Annotated in this window: 16 protein-coding genes and 1 pseudogene; 11 read left to right on the top strand and 6 right to left on the bottom strand. The window is 46.4% G+C overall.

The window, feature by feature from the left end; translation table 11 throughout:
* Nucleotides 1-47 precede the first annotated feature (47 nt).
* Entirely contained in the window at nt 48-3,320 is a 3,273-nt protein-coding gene (locus BT142_RS19325) for a cellulase family glycosylhydrolase (protein WP_242872032.1), read from the bottom strand.
* 556 nt (nt 3,321-3,876) lie between these two features.
* On the opposite strand from BT142_RS19325, the gene BT142_RS17470 reads away from it, so the two are divergent.
* The 8 genes and pseudogenes from BT142_RS17470 to BT142_RS17505 all read left to right on the top strand — a co-directional run bounded on the left by BT142_RS17470 (nt 3,877) and on the right by BT142_RS17505 (nt 13,903).
* Nucleotides 3,877-5,259 carry a serine hydrolase domain-containing protein gene (locus tag BT142_RS17470; RefSeq protein WP_072419452.1) on the top strand — a complete coding sequence of 461 codons (1,383 nt, stop codon included), beginning with the start codon at nt 3,877-3,879 and terminating at the stop codon, nt 5,257-5,259.
* A 178-nt stretch (nt 5,260-5,437) separates the two neighbouring features.
* On the top strand, nt 5,438-5,923 hold the full coding sequence (locus BT142_RS17475) for a hypothetical protein (RefSeq protein WP_175545518.1): 486 nt from the start codon (nt 5,438-5,440) through the stop codon (nt 5,921-5,923).
* A gap of 137 nt (nt 5,924-6,060) precedes the next feature.
* A pseudogene (locus tag BT142_RS19805) lies at nt 6,061-6,290 on the top strand (DUF6809 family protein).
* Nucleotides 6,291-6,441: 151 nt separating this feature from the next.
* Nucleotides 6,442-7,173 (top strand): response regulator transcription factor, encoded by a 732-nt coding sequence (locus BT142_RS17485; protein ID WP_072419463.1) that lies wholly within the window; start codon nt 6,442-6,444, stop codon nt 7,171-7,173.
* A gap of 35 nt (nt 7,174-7,208) precedes the next feature.
* Nucleotides 7,209-8,453 carry a HAMP domain-containing sensor histidine kinase gene (locus BT142_RS17490; protein ID WP_175545519.1) on the top strand — a complete coding sequence of 415 codons (1,245 nt, stop codon included), beginning with the start codon at nt 7,209-7,211 and terminating at the stop codon, nt 8,451-8,453.
* Nucleotides 8,454-8,662: 209 nt separating this feature from the next.
* Nucleotides 8,663-9,421, top strand: coding sequence for an ABC transporter ATP-binding protein (locus BT142_RS17495; RefSeq protein ID WP_072419464.1), 759 nt, complete (start codon nt 8,663-8,665; stop codon nt 9,419-9,421).
* Between the two features lie 4 nt (nt 9,422-9,425).
* Nucleotides 9,426-11,924 (top strand): ABC transporter permease, encoded by a 2,499-nt coding sequence (locus BT142_RS17500; RefSeq protein ID WP_072419454.1) that lies wholly within the window; start codon nt 9,426-9,428, stop codon nt 11,922-11,924.
* A 17-nt stretch (nt 11,925-11,941) separates the two neighbouring features.
* Nucleotides 11,942-13,903: a serine hydrolase domain-containing protein gene (locus BT142_RS17505; RefSeq protein WP_072419455.1), complete on the top strand. Its 1,962-nt coding sequence runs from the start codon at nt 11,942-11,944 to the stop codon at nt 13,901-13,903.
* Between the two features lie 196 nt (nt 13,904-14,099).
* Here the strand turns inward: BT142_RS17505 and BT142_RS17510 are convergent, their stop codons facing one another.
* Genes BT142_RS17510 through BT142_RS20045 form a run of 4 tightly spaced genes read right to left on the bottom strand, consistent with a single transcriptional unit; the run spans nt 14,100 to nt 17,241 of the window.
* Nucleotides 14,100-14,948: an SIR2 family NAD-dependent protein deacylase gene (locus BT142_RS17510; RefSeq protein ID WP_072419456.1), complete on the bottom strand. Its 849-nt coding sequence runs from the start codon at nt 14,946-14,948 to the stop codon at nt 14,100-14,102.
* Nucleotides 14,920-15,678: a protein-ADP-ribose hydrolase gene (locus BT142_RS17515; protein WP_072419457.1), complete on the bottom strand. Its 759-nt coding sequence runs from the start codon at nt 15,676-15,678 to the stop codon at nt 14,920-14,922. Before BT142_RS17515 ends, BT142_RS17510 begins: the two co-directional genes overlap by 29 nt.
* Nucleotides 15,679-15,689: 11 nt before the next feature.
* Nucleotides 15,690-16,616 carry a DUF1848 domain-containing protein gene (locus BT142_RS17520; RefSeq protein WP_072419458.1) on the bottom strand — a complete coding sequence of 309 codons (927 nt, stop codon included), beginning with the start codon at nt 16,614-16,616 and terminating at the stop codon, nt 15,690-15,692.
* Between the two features lie 55 nt (nt 16,617-16,671).
* Nucleotides 16,672-17,241 (bottom strand): metal ABC transporter substrate-binding protein, encoded by a 570-nt coding sequence (locus tag BT142_RS20045; RefSeq protein WP_347497770.1) that lies wholly within the window; start codon nt 17,239-17,241, stop codon nt 16,672-16,674.
* A 359-nt stretch (nt 17,242-17,600) separates the two neighbouring features.
* On the opposite strand from BT142_RS20045, the gene BT142_RS17530 reads away from it, so the two are divergent.
* From BT142_RS17530 to BT142_RS19445, 3 genes are read left to right on the top strand one after another with little or no spacing between them, the layout of a single operon-like run.
* The gene (locus tag BT142_RS17530) at nt 17,601-18,131 is read left to right on the top strand and encodes a sigma-70 family RNA polymerase sigma factor (protein WP_072419459.1); all 531 of its coding nucleotides are present in this window, start codon (nt 17,601-17,603) and stop codon (nt 18,129-18,131) included.
* Nucleotides 18,131-19,339 (top strand): hypothetical protein, encoded by a 1,209-nt coding sequence (locus tag BT142_RS17535; protein WP_072419460.1) that lies wholly within the window; start codon nt 18,131-18,133, stop codon nt 19,337-19,339. The genes BT142_RS17530 and BT142_RS17535 overlap by 1 nt, the downstream gene beginning before the upstream one ends.
* A gap of 18 nt (nt 19,340-19,357) precedes the next feature.
* Nucleotides 19,358-19,801 (top strand): hypothetical protein, encoded by a 444-nt coding sequence (locus tag BT142_RS19445; RefSeq protein WP_139182294.1) that lies wholly within the window; start codon nt 19,358-19,360, stop codon nt 19,799-19,801.
* 456 nt (nt 19,802-20,257) lie between these two features.
* Here the strand turns inward: BT142_RS19445 and BT142_RS17550 are convergent, their stop codons facing one another.
* Nucleotides 20,258-20,680: a transposase gene (locus tag BT142_RS17550; protein WP_347497771.1), complete on the bottom strand. Its 423-nt coding sequence runs from the start codon at nt 20,678-20,680 to the stop codon at nt 20,258-20,260.
* Nucleotides 20,681-20,701 lie beyond the last annotated feature (21 nt).

Raw genomic sequence — 20,701 nt, forward strand, 5'->3', positions numbered from 1 at the left:
CTCGATTTTATGGAAGGATATTATTCAAAAGATTTATCAGCGCCCGATTACTTGACGGTAACGGTAACAGCTCTCTTGGAGAGATCGTTCGTGTTCCATTCGTTGTTGATCTTTGCGCCAACGACCAGTTTGAAGGTGCCGATCGGTGCATTTTTGAAGGTGTAGGTAGTCTGATAAGCACCAAACTGGGTGTAGATCTTCCATCTGCCTGCGGAGTAGTAAGCGATGCAGTACTTTTCAGCACCTTCCAGAGCGTTCCAGCTCAGAGTAACTGTTCTGCCCTGAACGGTCGCGGAAGCGATCGGATATACGTTGGTGACAGGTGTCGGATCCTCGGGCTGAGTCGGAGTCTGTGTGCCCTCGGTGGAAGTCGAGCCGTTCACCGTCTTGGATTCATCCAAAGTGCCGCCGTAAACGTCAAAGTAGGAGGACAGCTTCGAGGTGTCGGTCTGGAGGAAGTAGTTGCCCGAAGGAATGTAGCAGAGCGACGAATTGGTATCGAAGTTTGCGTACTTGTTGTTGGTGTTTACCTTAGTGCTCTTGTCGGTAACGATGGTACCGTCCATACTGCCCTTGCAGTTGTTGAACACGTCGTTGTAGCTCTTGACTGCACCGAGCTTAACTTCCATCGGGTTCTTGCAGTTGTCGAAGATATTGTACTCGGAGAAGATGTACGCATTCGCTCTCGGGTTCATGCAGTAGCTTGTCTGTCCGCTGAATATGTTGTTGTACATATGAATGTTTGCCTGACGAGCCAGAGGTCCTCTTGATTCGCACTTGTTCCAGTAATTGTGATGATATGTGATGTGGAACTGAAGGTTGCTGTCGGAGGCACCAACAAGGTTAGTCTTGTGGTAGCCCTGATAGTAGCAGTAGCTGTTTGTGAAATACTGTCCGCGCTTGAAATCGCAGGCACCGTCACCGCCTGCCTTGTCGGATTCAGCGGGATTGGATATTGAAGGAGCATAGAATTCACAGTTGTGTATCCAGCATCTTTCAACGGGTGCAGACAGAGAAGAACTTTCCTGAACACCTTCCATGCCAACGCAATCCTCCGGAACGTTCTTGAATGCAATATTCTTTACTTCAAAGCTCTTTCCAAGGCTTGGAGCAGAAGATTCGCACATGAAATGCAGACCCCAGCCATCGATAGCAGCATCAGTGCCGATACCTTCGATCGTGATATCTTTACCGGACTTCATTCTTGCCATGTAGCCGTTGTCGCCAACACTTCCGCCATAATCTACTGAGTTATATGCTGTCAGACCCGAAGGAGCCTTAACGTCACCTATGATACGGATAACAAGAGGAGTTCCGTCCTGAGCCAGCTTCTTGATGATGCCCTTGTTGGAATTGGACTTTCCGCCGTTAGCAGTTTTTCCGCTGCCAACGTCCTGCCCTACGGAGTTTAGTATATTTCCGATACCTGTAACCGTTGTGCCGTCCTTGGAGGTAACAGTTACCTTGTCTTTGTTATCGTTGGTGACATAGATGACCTTTGCGTTGGATTTCAGAGTACCGTTGTCTGTATATGCACCTACACCCGAAGAATAGTTGTAGTGTGCATATCCCGAACGATCCTGCTCGTTTACCGACAGACCGCTCTGGGTGATGGTACCCTTGCTTGTTGTTACGGTAACGGAATAAGTACCCGCGGGAACGCCGGGGATATCAACTCTTACGCCCGCAGAGGTGTCGCGGACTAGGTAGGTAAGATCATCGCCTGTCAGACTTCCCGATGCCGCGCCCGAGTAGGAAACACCTGTGATATCCGAATCCTTAAGACCCGAGAACACTACATAAAGAGCCTCGTTCCAGCCGCCTGCGCTTACTGCCTTTACGCCGTTGATATCAACGTTGGAATTGTTATTGCCCTGAGAGTCATTGCTTCCCTGAGAATCGTTAGAGCCCTGAGAGTTTGAATCATTCGAGCCCTGACTTGAGCTGCTGCCGGATGTGGAAAGTGACATATAGAACAGATTTGAAACATCTGCCTTAGTCAGCTTGTGACTTCCCGCAGAGATATCTGCGGTTATGATACCGTTTGAAGCGGTAAGCTTGCTGCCGTCCAGCTTGATGGTGGCATTGCTCTCGCCAAATACCAGCGTGAGCTTTCCCGACGAAGGCGCGTTGAAGCCGATGCTTGTCGAACTTTCCATCTTGAGACAGCGGGTCAGCGTCAGACCGTTGTAGTATACCGTTCCATTCTGAGTAGAGAGGTTGCCCGAGATGGAGAAAAAGCTGCTCGAAATGCCGTCGGTGGTGAAGTTCTGAACGTAGCTATCGGAGGAAGTCTGCGAACCGCCTTCGGTCTTAGAGCTGCTGTCAGAAGAGGAACTGCTGTCGGGGGAAGAGCTGTCGGAGGAAGAAGAGCTTCCCGAGAATACAGAGCATTTCTTTGAGGTATTCTTGATACCGTAGCTGCCGTTGATAAGCGTGTTTCCCCATGATGTGAGTGACGTTCCCGCCCAGTCGTTCGCTATATCGAGGTAGGAGAGATCGGAACTGTTGCCCTTCCACGACCAGCCTAGATAGCCCACGTTCTTCTGGGTGCAGTAGCTCATTATTGTCGCTTCGTCAACATCTCCGTTGATGTGCTGTCCGCCGAACTCGCCGATGACCACGGGTACACCGGTACCGAGAGCATTGTCGATATTATTCTTGACAGTGTAGGAATCTCCGCCCGCGTACTCATACATATGGATAGAGAAGACGGTGTTTTTATCGCTGTCGGCATTGAACACCGATTTTCCGTAGTCCTTGATGGAATCGGGATACTGACCCCAGCCTGCGCAGTCGATCATTATCATGTTGTCGATGCCCGCATTCCTTATATTCTTAACTGCGGTCTTGTTGCCCTCAGCCCACGAGGAACCGTTCCAGCTGCCGTACCATTCGTTTGCGATGTTGAGGATAACATATTTCTCATTGCCCTGCAAAACGTCCTTATTCTCGATCCAGTAGTTGACAGCGGCATTAAGGTCGGAAGTGTTATCGCTGCCTGTTGCGTCATGAACTTCAAGGATACACACCAGATCGTTTTTCTTGCAGGTCGAAACGATATCCTTCAGTTCGCTGTTTGAGGTCTTTGACCACTGTTTGCCGTCCGCCACTACTACTCTTACGGTATTGGCACCGTTGGCGGCAGCCCCTTTGATGGAGGTCTCGGTGTAGGAGCTGTACCATGCATGAGCAATATTTACACCACGCACAACAAAATCCTTTCCGTTAGCGTCCTTGATGGATGTGCCGCTGACATAAAAACCATTGGCAGACGCGTCGGCGGGAATTTTGGGAATCGCCATTGCGACAAGCAGCATGGAGAGCAATCCTGCTGTAGTGCGCTTGCAAAGCTTTGGAAATGAATGAGTATTAACCATAAGCTATAAATCCTTTCGATTAAATTTAATGCGATTAATGCGAACTAGCTCGTTAAAATTACTCTATCATAATAATTAAATTTTGTCAATACACTTTTATGATGTAATCGAATACGTTTAGAGGTTTTTGTATGATTAACTAATCAAAAACCCGATTTTACAACATTTCGCACAAATTTATATATTTTTTTATTAGCAGGTTGTTATCAAAACTGAGAATTCAAGAATTTAACTTTGATCCAAGATTAAACAATCATAGTTAAATTTTAATCTGTGTAGTGACTATACTGTGGTTGGATTCATATATTGGATTCACAGTTTCTTAAAACTCACTATCATAACATACTGAGTTTATACAGGAACAACTGTTCAAGTTTATGTTTGATGAAAGTGGGGGTTGTTTTTTCGGAGGAGGCGTGGTATAATGAAGAAGCAAGAGTAAGCACTCGGCTTGCTAATAGAATCGGAATTTAACATATCAAGAGGTCTTGTAATCATGAAAACCAACAAACTGATCTATGCTTTTATCAGCGTAATGCTTTGTCTGGCTTTGGGTATATCGGGAATAAGCGCTTTCGCATCAGAAAACAAGATCACTGATTATTCATCGATAGATAAGCAAATTGCAGAGGATATAGAAAAATACCATATTCCTGCAATGGCAGTGGCTGTTGTGGATAAGGATAGCGTTCTGTTTGAAAATACCTATGGCAACTGTGAAAACGCCGATCTGCCGTTTATCATCGGGTCTATGAGCAAATCATTTACTGCGATCGCAATTATGCAGCTTTATGAACAAGGAAAAATTGAACTTGAAAGCCCGATAGATGAGTACATAGATACATCAAAATGGTTTGAGGAAAATACCGATCATAGCAGGATAACAGTGAAAGATCTTCTGCATCACACGAGCGGTATCACCACATATCAGACATTTGGTTCTTTGAAAAGTACCGAACAATATGGCAGCTATGAATATGCAAATGCAAATTACGGACTGCTGGGACTTATTATAGAAGCGGTAAGCGGTATGTCCTATGAACAGTATATTGAGCAAAATATATTCGAGCCGATCGGAATGTCTCACTCTGCTGCGAGCCTTGAAAAAAGCAAAGATAACGGCTTGATAGACGGATATAGAAACTATTTCGGCATACCTGTTGCAGGAGAGCCCGATTATCCCGAAGAAATACATGATGGGACTTGGACAAACATTCCCGCAGGATATCTTTCTTCGAGCGTGAGCGACATGGAAAAATATCTGCAAATGTATCTTCGGGGCGGTGAAAACATCGTAAGCAGCGAAAATGTTGATCGTATGTTTTATGAGAATGTGTCTGAGGGTAATGGATCATATTACGGAATGGGTTGGGAATATATGCCCGATCTGTACAGTAAACCTATAATTGCTCACGCCGGGCTTGTGGAAAACTACACGTCTAATATGTTCATTCTCCCCGAAAAAGGTATGGCTGTGGTCGTTCTCGTTAATATGAATGACTATCTTGTCGGCAATAATCTGCTCGAAAATATTGTTATGCCGCTTCTCGGAGAACCTAGGCAGAAACTTCCCAACCTGTATCTGATACTCCATGCAGTGATAGATGTGATATGTTTTGTAATTTTCTTCATAAGTATTCATTCTGCTGTGACATTGAAAAAGTGGAGAACGAAGACATCTGAGAAAAAAATGTTTGTATCAGATATTATAAGGCACATGATCCTTCCGATTATATTATTAGCTATCCCGCCGATCATGGCAACGCCGTACAAAGTTGTATGGTTATTTGCGAAGGATATCATGCTCGTGATCATCATTAACGCAGTATTATTGTTAGGAGTGGGAGTTTATAAAGCCTGTTTTGCTTTGAAAAAATGATAGATTCTGATTTATCTTAGCAACAACCCAATCACCATTCAAAATTGAATAACCCTACAAGCTGTGTAACCGAACTCCGCTCCACAGCTTTTTCATTTTCCCCATAACAACTTGTCGAACGCAAAACTCATCTGACACACCAAAGTTCATGCGCACTGCCAGTAGACAAAGTGAAGCGTTGCGCGCTATAATAATATCATCGGGTATCCTCAAGGAAGGCTGTGTGAAGAAGTTTCTGAAAACACGTTCCGAAGAAGTCGAGAGTGCTGTCGAGCAGGCGATGCGTGACCGTATCGATCAGCTTGTTATCGCAATGCGAAGTGCAGATGTTCCCGATGCCGACACCGAAGCGTTGAGGGCTGAGATAATCAAGATCGATGAAGAGATCCGCAAGCTGATGAAAAAACTCGGTGATGCCGATACGGTGCTGTTTGAGTATATTCAGAATACGGTCAATGAACTGCACGAACAGAAGGCGGCTTTGGAGCGTAAGATACGGGCAAAGGCTCGCAAGCGCAGGACGGTTGATACCGCGCCTTTGGAAAAACCGATGAAACATTGTGACAAGCTCTCCATTCCCGAAAAGCACGAACTTGCGGCGGTTATGCTTGAAGCGGTCTATGTGAGTGATGAAAATGGCATTGAGGTAAAATTCAGTATATAAGGAAACGGCGATTTTACGCCGTTTTCAAAATATGGTGGAGTGTTGCAATCGGCGTGCCGTAAGCAACACCTTATCAACGATCATTTGGTAAAGTTTGGACGGTTGGTTTTACAATAAAACCGAAAGGACGAATTACCATGATTGATATGATTTATAACTTCCGTGTGGTCGATATTCACGCCGATGAGTTCTCTGACGGGTTTAACAAGCTCTGTGTCCCGTTTGAAAGTCGCTGAGTGAGGAGCAGATTGAAGTATTTCACAAAATTTTCGACTGCACGAGCGATACCGCCGCCGCTGAGATGAGGGTAGCTTATAAGATAGGTTTCAAGGACGGTGCAACATTGATGAAGGAAATTCAGGAATAGAAATAGGGAGAGGGACAGATACTCTAATCGGGTATCTGTCTTTTTGTGTCGGCAGATTGACTTTTGGAGCAAGGTTTGTTATAATATTCTATGAGAGAAATACTCCGAATACATCGGCAGTATAACAAGTTGGAGGGAGATGGGAGAAGATATGGATATTGATAAATACAAAGTCTTGATGATAGACGATGATGAGATGATCGCCACAGCTACGTCAGAATATTTCAATATGTTTGGTGTCAGGACAGCATATGTCACGACCTATGATGATGCCGTTTCTTTTCTTGATGCACATGATGTGTCTCTGTTGTTGCTTGACATTAATCTCGGCGATAAGTCGGGCTTTGACCTTTGCAGAAAAATTCGGGAAAACTACGATCTGCCCATATTCTTTATCAGCGCCCGCACAAGCGACGATGATGTGCTTATCGCTCTGAATATCGGCGGCGATGATTACATCAAAAAGCCCTATACTTTGAGCGTCCTGCTTGCTAAGGTCAAAGCGGCGGCAGCAAGGTATGACAGAACAAGGGATAATGTCGGCACAGTGCGGAGCGTTCAGCAGCCGGAGGACGGTCTTGTGAAGCTCCTCGGAGATATATACCTTAATACCAATACCCACAAGATTATTTCGGACGGTAAAGAGATAACGCTGAAAGCACTTGAATACAAGCTGCTGTATTATCTTTACACGAACAGGGGCAAGGTCGTTTCAAAGGACGACCTGCTTCGTGATGTGTGGGAGGACGAATATATCAACGAGGGTACTATCGCCGTGCATATCCGTCATCTGCGTGAGAAGATCGAATCCGATCCAAAAGAGCCGCAGCTTATCAAAACAATTTGGGGCGTGGGCTATATGATGGAAGATACATTATTATGAAGCGGTATTACAGATTTGCGATTTTTTTGATTCTGATGCTTACTATCGGTCTGATTGCAGTTATCAGGCTGACGGGTTCGGACAACGGCTTTGTCGGAAATGATGATGTGGTCTTTCTCAATGAGACAGCGCACAGGGCGACGGGCGATATTCCGTCCGAAGATACATCACAGAAACGGGAGTATGTCATACTCGATAGTAACGGCAATACCCTTTTCGATAACCGTATCGACCGTTCGGAAGTGCTGACCGTAGAAACGGCGATACAAAGGCGTTACCCCTATACCTATATCAAAAAAAACAATCAGATAATCGGCAGCGTTATCTTGACGGACGGTGAAAAGCGTTTTGACCGACTGCGTACAAATATTATTTTGATATATGTAGGGTGCAGTCTTGTGCTGATAACGGCGGTGCTGGCGTTCGGTGCGTATATACGAAAAATTGTGATAATTCCCTTTGATAAGATGAAGAATTTTGCTTCATATGTGGCGGCAGGCGACCTTGACAAGCCGCTTGAAATGGATAAGGACAATATGTTCGGAGCGTTTTCCGAGAGCTTTGATATCATGCGCGAGGAGCTGAAAGCGTCTAAGGCAAGGGAGTTGTCTTTACAGAAAAAAGAGCGCGAGCTGGTGGCTTCGCTTTCGCATGACCTGAAAACGCCTGTCACTGGGATAAAGCTCACTTCGGAATTGATGGCGGCGGTATTCTCGCAGAACGAGGGGCGTGAGTTTACTGTCACGCCCGATATGACCGCAAAGATGAACAATATCTATAAGCGAGCCGAGGAGATAAACGTGCTTGTGAGCGATCTGTTTTCCTCTACTTTGGAGGACTTGGGCGAGTTCAAGGTCAACTGCACGGACGAAAACTCCGCCGTAATTGCGGAGGTCGTATCAAAATATGATGACCGTGGACTTGCCCGCCTGTCGGATATCCCCGAGGTGATGATACATATCGACAAGATACGGCTTTCGCAGGTGATCGGCAATATTCTCTCAAATTCCTATAAGTACGCAGGTACACCGATTGATGTTCGTTCGCATATTGAGGACGAGTTCCTTGTGGTTTCTATCGCCGACAGCGGACAGGGCGTTTCCGATGACGAGCTAGAGCTTATCACGAATAAATTCTATCGGGGTAAAAACCACGGTAACAAGGACGGCAGCGGTTTAGGGCTGTATATCGCCCGAATGCTCATGGATAAAATGGGCGGCGAGCTGACAGTTTCAAGCCCAAACGGACTGTGCGTAACACTTCTTATCCCTTTAAGCTGAGAAAAAAGCCTTTTCCAAAACATGAACGCCCCGAGCTTCGCAAACTTACGAATCTATCAAAATGAAAATGCGAGGGCATCGAGCCGTCCGCCCGAGGACCAGTTAAGAAAAAGACAAGAATTTAACAAGGATCTGACAAGGAATTTATTGACGGGATCATGTATAATACAATCATAGGGTACAAAAGTATCAGAAAGGTTGTGTTATATATGATCCCTGTTTTGCGTACAGAAAAGCTGTGCAAGTCCTTTTCAAACGGAGGCACTCAGCAGCACGTTATCAAAAACCTCGATCTTGAAATAATGGATGGCGATTTCACCGTCATCATGGGAGCTTCGGGTTCGGGCAAGTCCACTCTGCTCTATGCTCTTTCGGGTATGGATAAGCCGACACTCGGTAAGATATATTTCGGCGATAAGGAGATACAAGGCTACTCGAACGATCAGCTTGCGGTGTTCCGGCGCGGCAACTGCGGGTTCGTGTTTCAGAGCATATATCTGCTTGAAAATCAGACCGTGCTTGACAACGTGCTGACGGGTGCGTTTGCGGTTCAGAAAAATTCTCCCGAGCTTATCAAGCGCACCAAGGATACGCTCGCCCGTTTGGGGCTTGATGAGGAAATGCAGAAGAAATATCCCAATCAGCTTTCGGGCGGTGAGGCACAGCGCGTCGGCATCGTCAGAGCTATTATCAACGAGCCGAAAATACTCTTTGCCGACGAGCCCACGGGGTCGCTCAACTCGGCAACGGGAAAGGAAGTGCTTGATATATTCACGCAGGTGCATGAGAACGGTCAGAGCATCGTCATGGTAACTCACGATATAAAGACCGCACTGCGCGGAACAAGAGTTATCTATCTGCGTGACGGAAGCGTTGTCGGCGAACACAGAATGCCGAAATACGGCGGGGACGATCTCAAAGAGCGCCGAAACGAGCTGACGGCGTTCCTTGACGAAATGGGCTGGTGATAGCATGAAGATTTTCAGATTATCGTTATTCAATCTAAAGAAGAACAAGCGTGAGGCGGCGGCTATTCTATTTCTGACGCTTGTCAGCGCATTTCTGCTGGGAACGTTCCTATCCTCCGTGACAAATATCCCGAAGGTGTTCGGCAAGTGCTTTGCGGAAACGGGCTGCAGGGACTATATGATAATGGTCGAAGCGGATAAATACCGTGATGTTTACAGCGATATACTCACTGAGGATTACAGCATTTCCGAGGTGCAAAGAGGCAAGGCGCTGTGGGCGCTCGAAGCGCAGTACGATAAAAACGGCGAAAACCGTTCCACTAACATGACCTTTGTTACCGAAAGCACAGAGTATGCCTTTGAGGATTTTGTCAAGGACGAAACGCTGTCCGACGATGAGATTGCAAAGCTCATTCACCCGATATATCTGCCCGAATACTTCAAGATAGCGGACGGCTTCAAGGCAGGCGACACATTTACCCTTACGGCAGGCGGTATGGATTATCCCTTTGAGATCGCGGGATTCTACAAATGCGGACTTCTTGCCGAAAGCGGCATTGGCAGAAAATGCGTGATCTCCGACTACGACTATATGCTGCTTACCTCGGTGTACCCCGAATATGAGCTTATGATATTCGACCAAAGCGACAGCTTTGATTACAGCGAATACACCGACAAATGCTCGAAAAAAAGCAGCGAGAATTTTGCGAAGGCTTGTCAGTACCGCAATGTTGAGGACGCAAAAACAAATGAAATATACAGTATTGAAATGTACCTGTATATCAGCGTTTTCTTCTCGGCGGTGACATTTGCGGCGGTATTTTTCCTGATCGCTCACAAAATCAAAAAGGATATTGAGGATCAAATGCAGCAGATAGGCGTGCTTGAAGCGCTGGGCTACACCTCGAAGGAAATATCACTTTCCTATGTATGCGAATATGTGCTTTCGGGCGGTGTCGGCGCGGTTCTCGGCGGTATATGTGCGGTGCTTTTCAATCCTGTCATGAACAGCATTTGTACCTCGATGATATACCGTCATTACGATGTTTCACCCAATTATCTGCGTATCATCGTTGCGGTACTTATCGTTGCGGTTCTTGTTACAGCCTTTGCAGCATTCAAGGCGGGCAGAATCCGGAAAATTCCTCCCGTTACGGCGTTCCGCAAGGGTATTCAGACACATCACTTCGGCAGGAACGTATTCCCCCTCGAAGGGCTGAAAAAGAGCGTGAATCTTCGCCTTGCACTTAAAGGCATATTCACCGACCTCAGCGGAAGCATCGGAACTGCAATCTGTATCATACTTGCAGGAACAGCGTTCATGTTCGCTTTCTTCACCTACGACTTTTTCTCAAAGGACGATGCTATGCTTAAGGTGGTAGGCATGGAAGTTCCCGATGAATCGGTAACGCTGATGAACGGCGTGGACACCGATAAATTCCGTGAGGAGCTTCTTGCACTGCCCGAGGTACGCAAGGTCAATCTAACCTGTGGTTACAGCTCATGGATGTATGTAAAGGGATCGGACGAACCGGGAACAGCCTTCGGCTATGAAGATTACAGCGAAACGGAGAACATATTCGTGAAAGAAGGCAGACTTCCCGAATATGAAAACGAGGTGGCTATATCCCTCGGAAGAGCCGACCGTGAGAACCGCCATGTGGGCGACAGCCTTATCATGCTGGGCGACGGCGGCGAAAAAAGCTACATCATCACGGGCATTGTTCCCGCAATGAGCAATTCTCGCATGAATATGTATTTTACAACAGACGGATTTATCAGAATGAACCCGAATGCCCGTCCCGATATGGCGGAAATATACCTGAAGGAAGGCACGGACAGGAAAGCCTTTGAAAAAAAGCTGACCGCCCTTTATGGCGCAAATGCAAAGGATACGGCTTTCGGCAGCAGTGCGGACGGCACTCTCGAAGAACGTATCAGAGCGGTAGCGGACGAAAAAATGGCAGTTCTTATCTCACGCTATGGAATCACGGATGTGGATTATGCTATAAAGATAGGCGATACGGTCATCAAGGGAAACAGCAGTAAATTCGTTATCAAGGAAATGTCACCCATGGCGGAAATGTTTGCTGATGAAATGGGTACTGTCGGAGAAGTCGCAAAGACCTTCTGCGGAGCAGCAATGATCTTTGTCGGCGTGATAGTCGCAGTTATACTGAGCATCATTTCCGCAGGTACGGTCAAGAGACAGCGCAAAGAACTTGGCATCATGAAAAGTATGGGCTACACCTCGAAAGACCTTATGATGCAGATAGCCATGCGCATACTGCCGACAGCGGTGTTATCCTCGGTGATAGCAGTGTTCTGTGCGATATTCGTTCAGCGTGCTTTCTGGCTGGCGATGTTCGGCATACAGATAGCCGAAAGCCTGCCACTGATGATAATATCCGCTGCGGTGCTGGTGGTGTTCTGCCTGATGGTCTCCTATATCAGCGCGAGACGTATAAAGAAGATATCCGTGACAGAGCTTGTTACCGAATGATACAGGAGTGTTGAGTTATGAATAAAAAGATAGCTATAGGTATTGCGGCGCTGTGCGCTGTTATAGGAATGACCTCTGCGATAGTGTCGGCGGAAAAAGCTCCGATCGAATCATCTGGCGTATCCTCCGCTGTCTCGCAGGACAGGGTATATAGTGTGGGTTCGGTCAGCAAAGTCTATGTGACCACAGCGGTCATGCAGCTTGCAGACGAAGGTAAGGTAGATATAGACAGCCCCGTAACCGATTATATTCCCGACTTCGCAATGGCAGACGAGCGCTATAAGGACATCACCGTGAGAATGCTCATGAACCACACCTCGGGCATAATGGGTTCGATAGAAAAAAACAGTATGCTATATGCCGATAATGATACATCGAATTATAACAGCTTGCTTGAAATGCTCTCGACACAGCGCCTGAAAGCCGCCCCGGGCGAATACGCCGCCTACTGCAACTCGGGTTTCGACCTGCTGGAGATGATAGTCGAGAACGTCAGCGGTATGTCCTACACCGACTATATCAGGACAAATATCTCGGACAAGTTAGGTGCGGAACATACGGGGACGCCGCTCGATATGTTCGGGCGGGACGATCTCGCTCCGATATATTGCTTCGGGAATATCCCTCACGACTACGAATACTGTATGGTCTTGGGAACGGGCGGAGTTTATGCAACGGCTTCCGATGTGGCGGAATTTGGCGGAACGTTCTTCAAGGGCAATAACACACTCCTCTCCGATAATGCCAAAAACGAAATGGCGACCCGTTGGGACAGTACAAATGCAGACCAATACAAGGACGGCAACGGTCTCGGCTGGGACTATGTGGAAAAGCTTCACTATGAGCAGGCTGGCATAAAGGTCATGAGCAAGGGCGGTGACATCGGCACTATGCACGCAGAGCTGATGGTCGCTCCCGATGAGGAGATAAGCGTGGCTGTGCTTTCCGCAGGCGGCGGCTCGAATTATAATGAGCTTATGGCACAGGCACTGCTCGATGTGGTGCTTGATGAGCGCGGCAAGGCTGTCGATAAGACCATGTCCGACATACTGCTTACGGACAGTATACCCGATGAGTACAGAAAATACGAGGGTTGCTATTCCTTAACAACTTCTTCGGGCGATAGAATCATGAAGCTGTATTTTGACGATGATACGATGTATACCGAGACTGTTGGCACGGGAAATTCAACACGCACCCGATACAAGCCAACGTCAGAAGGCAGCTTAACCAAAGTTGATGAAAAAGGAAACATCTCGCCTGACAGAACGCTCCTGCACTTTGCGGAGATAAACGGCAAGGTATACATTAAGGGCGATATGACCTCGATAGTTCCGGGACTGGGAGAAAGCCATTACAGCCAATACTGCGGCGAGCGAATTGAGGATAACACTGTGAGCGAAGGTGTTCGGGCAAAATGGAATGAAAGGTCTGACAGAGCAATCGTAGCATACAGCGACAAATATTCCTCAACTCAATATGACAAGCCCTTCATCAGATTACTGACTGATGATGAGCTTGACGGATACATTGTCGATTCGCTGGGAATGCCTTACAAGATGACGGATGAAAACAAGGCAGAGTTCTTCACCTCATCTCCGTCGTCAACAACTCGCGATCTTCGGGATATTGAAATTCGTGATGTGAGCTTTGCCGATGGCACAAATGGCGAAAGTGTGAATGTAAGCACCGGCTGTAAATACCGCTTTGCTGACGAACTGCCCGAGCTTACAAAAGACATATCCGAGATAAATCTCAATAGCGATGAAGCACGTTGGTACCGCATCGGAGCAGATATTGGCGGAGGCTCGATTACTGCCGAGCGTCCTGAGAACAGCGTTATCTGTGTATACAACAAATACGGTGAGCTTATCTATACCACCCACATGAAAGATGCATCTGCCGAGATACCTCTGCCTGCCGATGGTTACATTCTTTTCCACGGCGAAACGGGTGACAGCGTAAAGGTGTTCAGATAACAGCATATCAAATGACAGTAGTCTAATGGCACACCCAAAAACTGTCCCACTGGGGTCATAATCGGAATTGTGGAGCATACCACAATAACAGCGTACTCTATTGGAACTGAATAAGATGTTCAATCTACTTCTGAGGGCAAAACAAGGGCGATAGCTTTTTCACAAAATAAGCTATCGCCCTTTCTTTTCAGATAATCTATTTGATTTTAGATAACACCTCATAAATATCCCCATTGATGCAAATACTCTGCTCCATGATTTCATCAGGAGCATACGCCTCACCGAAATTCAGACAAACGTATACTGCATCAGGATTTTTTGCTGTCATCTGCCAGAACGGATACTTGATAATCACAGGAGTATTATAGCCCACACCAAGCTCCAGGTACAGAATATGCTGTCCTTCGTGTGCTTGCAGGAAGTCTTGATAATGCTCTGCTGCCTTATGCCAGCCCTCGTCCTCGACGAATTTATCATCGCTTCTGAGGTTCATCGTCATGGGCTTACCGCATTTCGGGCATTTTGGGATCAACTCGGTGGGTATCTTCATATCCTGCTGAAACTCGATCATATCCTTGACCATTTCCTCGTTGTCATAGGTCTGATCGTGGCACGGCTCGGAGCATTGGAACAGTCCGTAATCGCCCTGCGTGTAGAACAGTCGGCTCTTGTCAAAGCCTGCCTTCTGGAACTGGTGGTCAACATTTGTAGTGATAATGAAATAGTCCTTGCCTTTCATCAGCTCAAATAACGCTTTGTATGTGCCGTTGTCGATGTCCATATAGCGGTTGCACCAGATAAAGCGTGACCAGTACGCCCACATTTCTTCGGATGTTTTAAACGGGAAAAAGCCGCCGGAATACATATCGTGAAATCCGTATTTCTCCTCGAAATCGCTGAAACATTTTTCAAATCGTTCTCCCGAATAGGTAAATCCTGCGGCAGTTGAAAGCCCTGCGCCTGCACCGATCACGATAGCGTCTGCCGTTTCAATTTCTTTTTTCAAACGTTCTATTTCAACCAAGTAATTGTTTGTATAATTCATAGTCGTCCTCCCTGAACACATTGAAAATGACCTGTATATCGTGTGATCTGCGGAACTTTCTGACTGTTCTCACGGCTATCTCTGCCGCCTTATCCTGCGGAAAACCGAACACTCCCGTTGAGATGCAGCAGAAAGCGATGCTCTTAATGCCGTTCTGTACGGCAAGCTCTAAACAGCTTTGGTAGGAGCTTTCAAGCAGCCGACAATGCTCATCGGTGAGCTGTCCCTGTACGATCGGTCCGACAGTGTGTATCACATAGGCGCAGGGCAGGTTGTAGGCTTTTGTTATCTTCGCTTTGCCCGTAGGTTCTTCATGACCTTGCCGTTCCATTATCTGACTGCACTCATACCGCAGCCGAACGCCTGCAAAGGTGTGTATGCAGTTGTCGATGCAGGAGTGGCAGGGCTGATAACACCCCGTCATTCCCGAATTGGCGGCATTGACGATAGCGCCGCTTCTCAGCGTGGTGATATCGCCTTTCCAGAGATAAATGCCGTCCTCTATGGGTGTTAAGTCCGAAATATCGGTGATACCCTTACTCTCTGTCAGTGAGGTGAGGTTTTCGTCCTCAGCTTGCAAATAGCTCTCGTCCGCTACCCACGCAGGACGGATATTCACAAGGCTTCGGTATAGCCTAAATTTGTCCTGCTCAGCTTCTGGTATCTCTATGCTGCCGAGATCGTTTCGCTCGGAAAGAAGATAGTTTATCAGGTTATCAAGTTTACTCATGGTATCACCGCCTAAAAGAATGAAAGCTGATCGTCCGTCCAGCGTTCCTGCTTCGCCTGATGTATGACTTCGCCCTTCTGCAATTCGCCCACAAGAAAGGGAGATTCGGGATTATGCAGCCGCATATTTCGTTTCACATTTTCTCGGTTATAGTTTGCGTAGCAGTAACGGCAGAGATGTCCGCAGGTGTCATATGCACCAATGTCTGTATCGAGAACACAGGCACATTCGGCTCTCTGTGATTTTTTCTTTGGCACATTCAGGTGAGAGCCTATCGCAGTTTCAAAGGTCTGATGTGTCATGCAGCCTGCGCAGTCCACACCATAGGGTGCAAGGTCATTGCCCTCAGCACAGGCTTTTATTATAATGCCGTACCGCCTGCCGATCTCCGCAAAGGCTTTGCCAATGGTGATACGCTCCTGCGGTGTGACCGTCCGAGCCTGCGGAAAGTTCCGCTTGACCTTTTCGTATAGATCAATAAAGCTGATAACGCATACATGAGTATATCCCGAAAGCATCCTGCACATCTGCTCAAAGTCGGATATATGGCGTTCAAGCGTGTAGGTGCTGTCAATGAAGATCGGATCATACCGCCAGCCCACGCTATCAACACCAACCGTTTTTGACAGCGTAATGAAGTCCTGCATAACCGTTTCTTTTGGCGGTACATTCGGCTCAACATCTCTGCCGTAGGGCGTGATCGTTACGAACCAATACTGATGATAAGCTTTCAGTTCGTCAAGGTGTTTCAGCATTGGCGCTGGGTTCTTGGTACAGAACCCAAGGCAGTCCACCACTTCGGGGTTCAGCTCATAGCGTGTGATCCAGTCTGGACGATAAGGGTTACGCACCAGCACAAAGCCCGCCCGTATCCTGTTCATGAACCACTTGGAATAAAACGCCGGAATATCCGTCCTCATACCTGTGTTGATGATCATTGCCCTCACTGTCCTTTCATCTTATTTTACCATATTCGGCGCATATTTACAATGGTCAGTCCTCGTCAACGATGACCACTCGTCCCTCACGGCGAGGCTTGCTCTGAGGATATTCTCCCTCACAGTAGCCGAGCAGCACAAATGCCCTTGCTATGAAATTTTCGGGGATGCCCCATTTATTCAAAAGCTCTCTGCCGATGTCGTTATCAAAGGTCTCCTCGGCTCTTGCTGTAATACCCTCTTTCAGCTCCTCCACCTTTGCGGAATCACCGAGAACATCCATAAGGTTGATGACCTTCATATCCTTGTTTGCAGCTTCTGCAAGGGCATCTTTCACCCATTCGTCGGACTCTCCGCCTACATATACGAACAGGTCACAAGCGGATATCTTTATAATATCATCAGCGGTAGGCTGATAGCTGTGCAGATCAACACCGTTGTCAAGCAGATAGGTAATCTCTGCATTGTCAGCGTGATCGCCAAGTATCTCCTTGACCCAGTCGTACTCAGGGAAGATAGTGCAAACTACGCTGAAAGGCTCAGAGCTTGCTTTATTACGCTCACGCATCGCCTGCTCGACAGCACTCTCAACTTCTTCGGGGCGGATTTTCAGAAACTTTTTCACGCAGCCCTCCTTGCGGTATGCTCCCGAATCTCTGAGGTATCTGTAACGCTTTCCGCTGTTAGCATTGTCATATGGAACTAAGACGTGCTCCGTATGAAAGCTATCTTATCGGAAGACGCTCTTTGCCAGCTTCAATAATCTGGCATTCTTACGAAGCTCCCTATCCGTACAATCTTCTCGATGCTATTTTTAGAGAACCTAATTAACTATTTGGGGTATATCTATCTCTGAATTTTTGTATTTGATGCCTGTTCATGAAATATTTACAGATAAAATGTTATAATTATCGTGCGGCGTGTCAGTTTTTATGATTTATCTCCGACTTGGTATATGAAACGTTTCAAAGTGAGGTTTTGAATATGACCGAAAAAGAATTGCTTGCCTTGCTGTCCCACGATCCACGAAGGGGCTTTGAACAGGCTATACGGCAATATACTCCGTATGTCATGAAGATAGTGCGGACAAAACTTGAGGGTGTCTGTTCCTACGAGGATATTGAAGAGACAGTCAGCGATATATTCCTTATGTTTTACAAATATATCACGCAGAACGGAAATGAGATAGGCTCGGTAAAGGCTGTGCTTGCTGTTATATCAAGACGCAGATGTGCGGATGTCTATGAGCAGTCATTAAAGCACAGAGATGATATCCCGATAGATGAACTGCCCGAAATAGCAGCCGATGACAGCCTTGAAAATGACAGGGCACGTCTGAACGATGCACTTCACAAGCTTGGACAGCCTGACGAGGAGATCTTTATCCGCAAGTATTTTTTCGGTCAGAACAGCCGTTCGATAGCAGAAGAAATGGGAATGAAAACCAACACAGTCGATAAGCGAATCTCCCGGGGACTTAAAAGACTGAAAACGATAATGGAGGAGGGTAACTGATGAAAAAAGATCTGGAAAAGCTTTTGGAAGAGTGGCAGCTCTCCGATGCCGAAGAGTTCAAGAAAGACATTGACAATTTCGGTGAGGATGAAGTTTCATCTGATACTCTTGACCGCATTGTTTCTTCTGCCATGCGGAAAGCAGGACTTGAACAAGAAGGAGCGATCAAAATGACAACAACAAATAAAAACATTAAAACGGATGATAACAGCAGCTACGGTGAGGTATCTCGGTTCCGCGGCGGAATGGCGATAGCGGCTTGTCTGGCAGTTGCGGTAACAGGAGTGATAGCCGCTAAAATGATGTTCGGCAGCAGGATCGGCACCGGTGAAGAAAACGCTTCGGGAATGCAGATGACGACACAGAGCCCTGAGCAGACGACGATCCCCACTGACAGCGTGACTGCGGTGACAGAACTTGACAGCACGGATGACAGTGCAGATGAGGTGGCTGATAACAGCACCGATGACACTTCCTCAAACGATACAAGCAGCAAAACTGATGCCGAACAGCCTGTCGCTCACATTGATATGACCCCTGAGAAGATCTTCTCGATGTCAACTAAAGAGTTAAAGGAGCTTTCAAATAATCAATATGAGGTAGTTAAGGCGAAATTCAGCCCTCAGCATCAGTGCTACGGTTACAGATTTGCGGCATTCCCTGAGTATGTGTGTGCGTATGATGCTTTTAATTCCGACGAGAACTCTGATACTGCTATCATTAATGATCATTTACCTCCCGAATGGATAGAGATAGATAAAGGGGTTGACATTGGTAACGGCATATCGGCTGGCATGACCTACAACGAGATAAAGGCACGCTGCGACGGTGAGATCTATGCTGAGCCCGGCTGGGTATGGCTCATTTGTACTACTGTGGGCGGCAGAGATTATTGCTTTGGAATTGAAGACATGACCGAAGAAATGTATGATGCTCTTTATGATCGTCTTGATATACCAAAGGAAGAAAGCAATGTAAATAATCCCGGTAAATCAGACGCTTCTGATATTGACCCCGTAACGGAATACGGATTAATCTTCAGATGGGCTTGGATGAGTAATGAGGAAGAGTTAAAGTGGGCAGTAGACCACTACAAAGGTGTAGATGACGAATGGCTGAAAGAGTTTTATGGTTTAGACGATGAATGGCTTGAAAAGTATGATGGTTCATTGGAAGAATGTCGTAAATGGTGGTATGGTGAAGAGTGATCAGAGAAAATGTTGTGTTTGTATAACAAAGATTTCGCCGTAGCATTTTTAGGTTATGATGGAAAAATAGAAAGTAACACAAGAGGAAAATATGTATTCTTCTTAACAGACAGCGAATATGAGCAACTTTCACACTCCTCTTTGGATTATGATCAGAAGTATTATGTTCATGGAGAGCTTGAAGCATTAGCAGATAAAGTCAAGGCGTATACTGTGATTATCCTGTGTATTCTGTTTTTTATCGCCTGTTTTTATCATGCAATCATAACAAGGAGCATTATGCGTGAAGTGATAAAATATTCAAGAGACGGTTTCTTGCTGAATGTTATAAAGGGCTATTACAAGGCAGACCATGCGCTATATTCTGCTGTTCCACTACTACTAATCTGCTTTCTTGCTTATATACTGAAATTGCCCTATTACTGTGTGATTGGATACGTCTGTATATGTTATGCTCGATGATGGTAAACTTTCGTTCGAGGATATCAAGTACTCCGGGCTGACGCTCGAAGAAGTCAAGGCTCTCGCTGAGGGAAAGCCGGCTTAACAACAATCGCACCACCACGCCCGGCATCGCTCTCTCGCTTTATACCGGTATCCGCATCGGTGAACTCTGTGCCTTGCAATGGCAGGACATTGACCTTGTGAACAGTAGACCGTCCGCAAGACTATCCAGCGGATACAGTGCTTTGACGGCAAGAGTAAGACCAAGCTTGTAATCGCAGAGCCCAAAAGCACCAGCAGGTCGAGAGCCTTAAATGTGAACTTTGAAGTTAATGTCATTAAGCTAACACACCAAAAACAAAAAATCATGTCACCTAGGTATATGAAACCACTATCATACCCCCACAAATCCAAAATTCAAGCATGACTAAAAGACAGATCAACGATCTGCCAAAAAATATATCTTTCGCTGCCCTACATTATCCTGTAATTGAGCGAAACAGCTGATCTGCCTCTGTTTTTTCGCTTGTAATGTCGGTCGGGTCTGACAGGCAGCGTTCGTCTTGCTATCAGCTTTTCCAGTTCGGCAGGATCTATCTTGTCGCTTTTCAGATAGCTCATGCAGACGTGTATTGCGGCAGTAATGTTCAGTTGAGTCATATGCTTTCCCTTTTGCTTCGGCACCTCAATGTGCTCGGTGATAAGCATTGAAAAGTTATACATTATCATGCGGGCATACATTTCCTGTTCTATAAAATCTCTCTTCTTGGCATGAAAGGCGTTCAGCCCGATGCTGTATTTCAGTTCACGAAACGACGTCTCTATCCCCCAGCGCATACGGTATATCTCTTTTAATTGCATTATGCCGAACTCATCACGAGGCAGATTTGTTATCAGCGTTTCATATGTATCCTCAGA

The organism is Ruminococcus sp. YE71, from assembly GCF_900119155.1.
GTDB lineage: Bacteria > Bacillota > Clostridia > Oscillospirales > Ruminococcaceae > YE71.

Excerpts from the sequence above, each read along its gene's own strand:
- BT142_RS17530 (WP_072419459.1), top strand. The coding sequence starts at position 17,601 with ATGACCGAAAAAGAATTGCTTGCCTTGCTGTCCCACGATCCACGAAGG.
- BT142_RS17485 (WP_072419463.1), top strand. The coding sequence starts at position 6,442 with ATGGATATTGATAAATACAAAGTCTTGATGATAGACGATGATGAGATG.
- BT142_RS17495 (WP_072419464.1), top strand. The coding sequence starts at position 8,663 with ATGATCCCTGTTTTGCGTACAGAAAAGCTGTGCAAGTCCTTTTCAAAC.
- BT142_RS17515 (WP_072419457.1), bottom strand. The coding sequence starts at position 15,678 with ATGAGTAAACTTGATAACCTGATAAACTATCTTCTTTCCGAGCGAAAC.
- BT142_RS17510 (WP_072419456.1), bottom strand. The coding sequence starts at position 14,948 with ATGAATTATACAAACAATTACTTGGTTGAAATAGAACGTTTGAAAAAA.
- BT142_RS17520 (WP_072419458.1), bottom strand. The coding sequence starts at position 16,616 with ATGATCATCAACACAGGTATGAGGACGGATATTCCGGCGTTTTATTCC.
- BT142_RS17505 (WP_072419455.1), top strand. The coding sequence starts at position 11,942 with ATGAATAAAAAGATAGCTATAGGTATTGCGGCGCTGTGCGCTGTTATA.
- BT142_RS19325 (WP_242872032.1), bottom strand. The coding sequence starts at position 3,320 with ATGCTGCTTGTCGCAATGGCGATTCCCAAAATTCCCGCCGACGCGTCT.
- BT142_RS17500 (WP_072419454.1), top strand. The coding sequence starts at position 9,426 with ATGAAGATTTTCAGATTATCGTTATTCAATCTAAAGAAGAACAAGCGT.
- BT142_RS17535 (WP_072419460.1), top strand. The coding sequence starts at position 18,131 with ATGAAAAAAGATCTGGAAAAGCTTTTGGAAGAGTGGCAGCTCTCCGAT.
- BT142_RS17470 (WP_072419452.1), top strand. The coding sequence starts at position 3,877 with ATGAAAACCAACAAACTGATCTATGCTTTTATCAGCGTAATGCTTTGT.
- BT142_RS17490 (WP_175545519.1), top strand. The coding sequence starts at position 7,209 with ATGCTTACTATCGGTCTGATTGCAGTTATCAGGCTGACGGGTTCGGAC.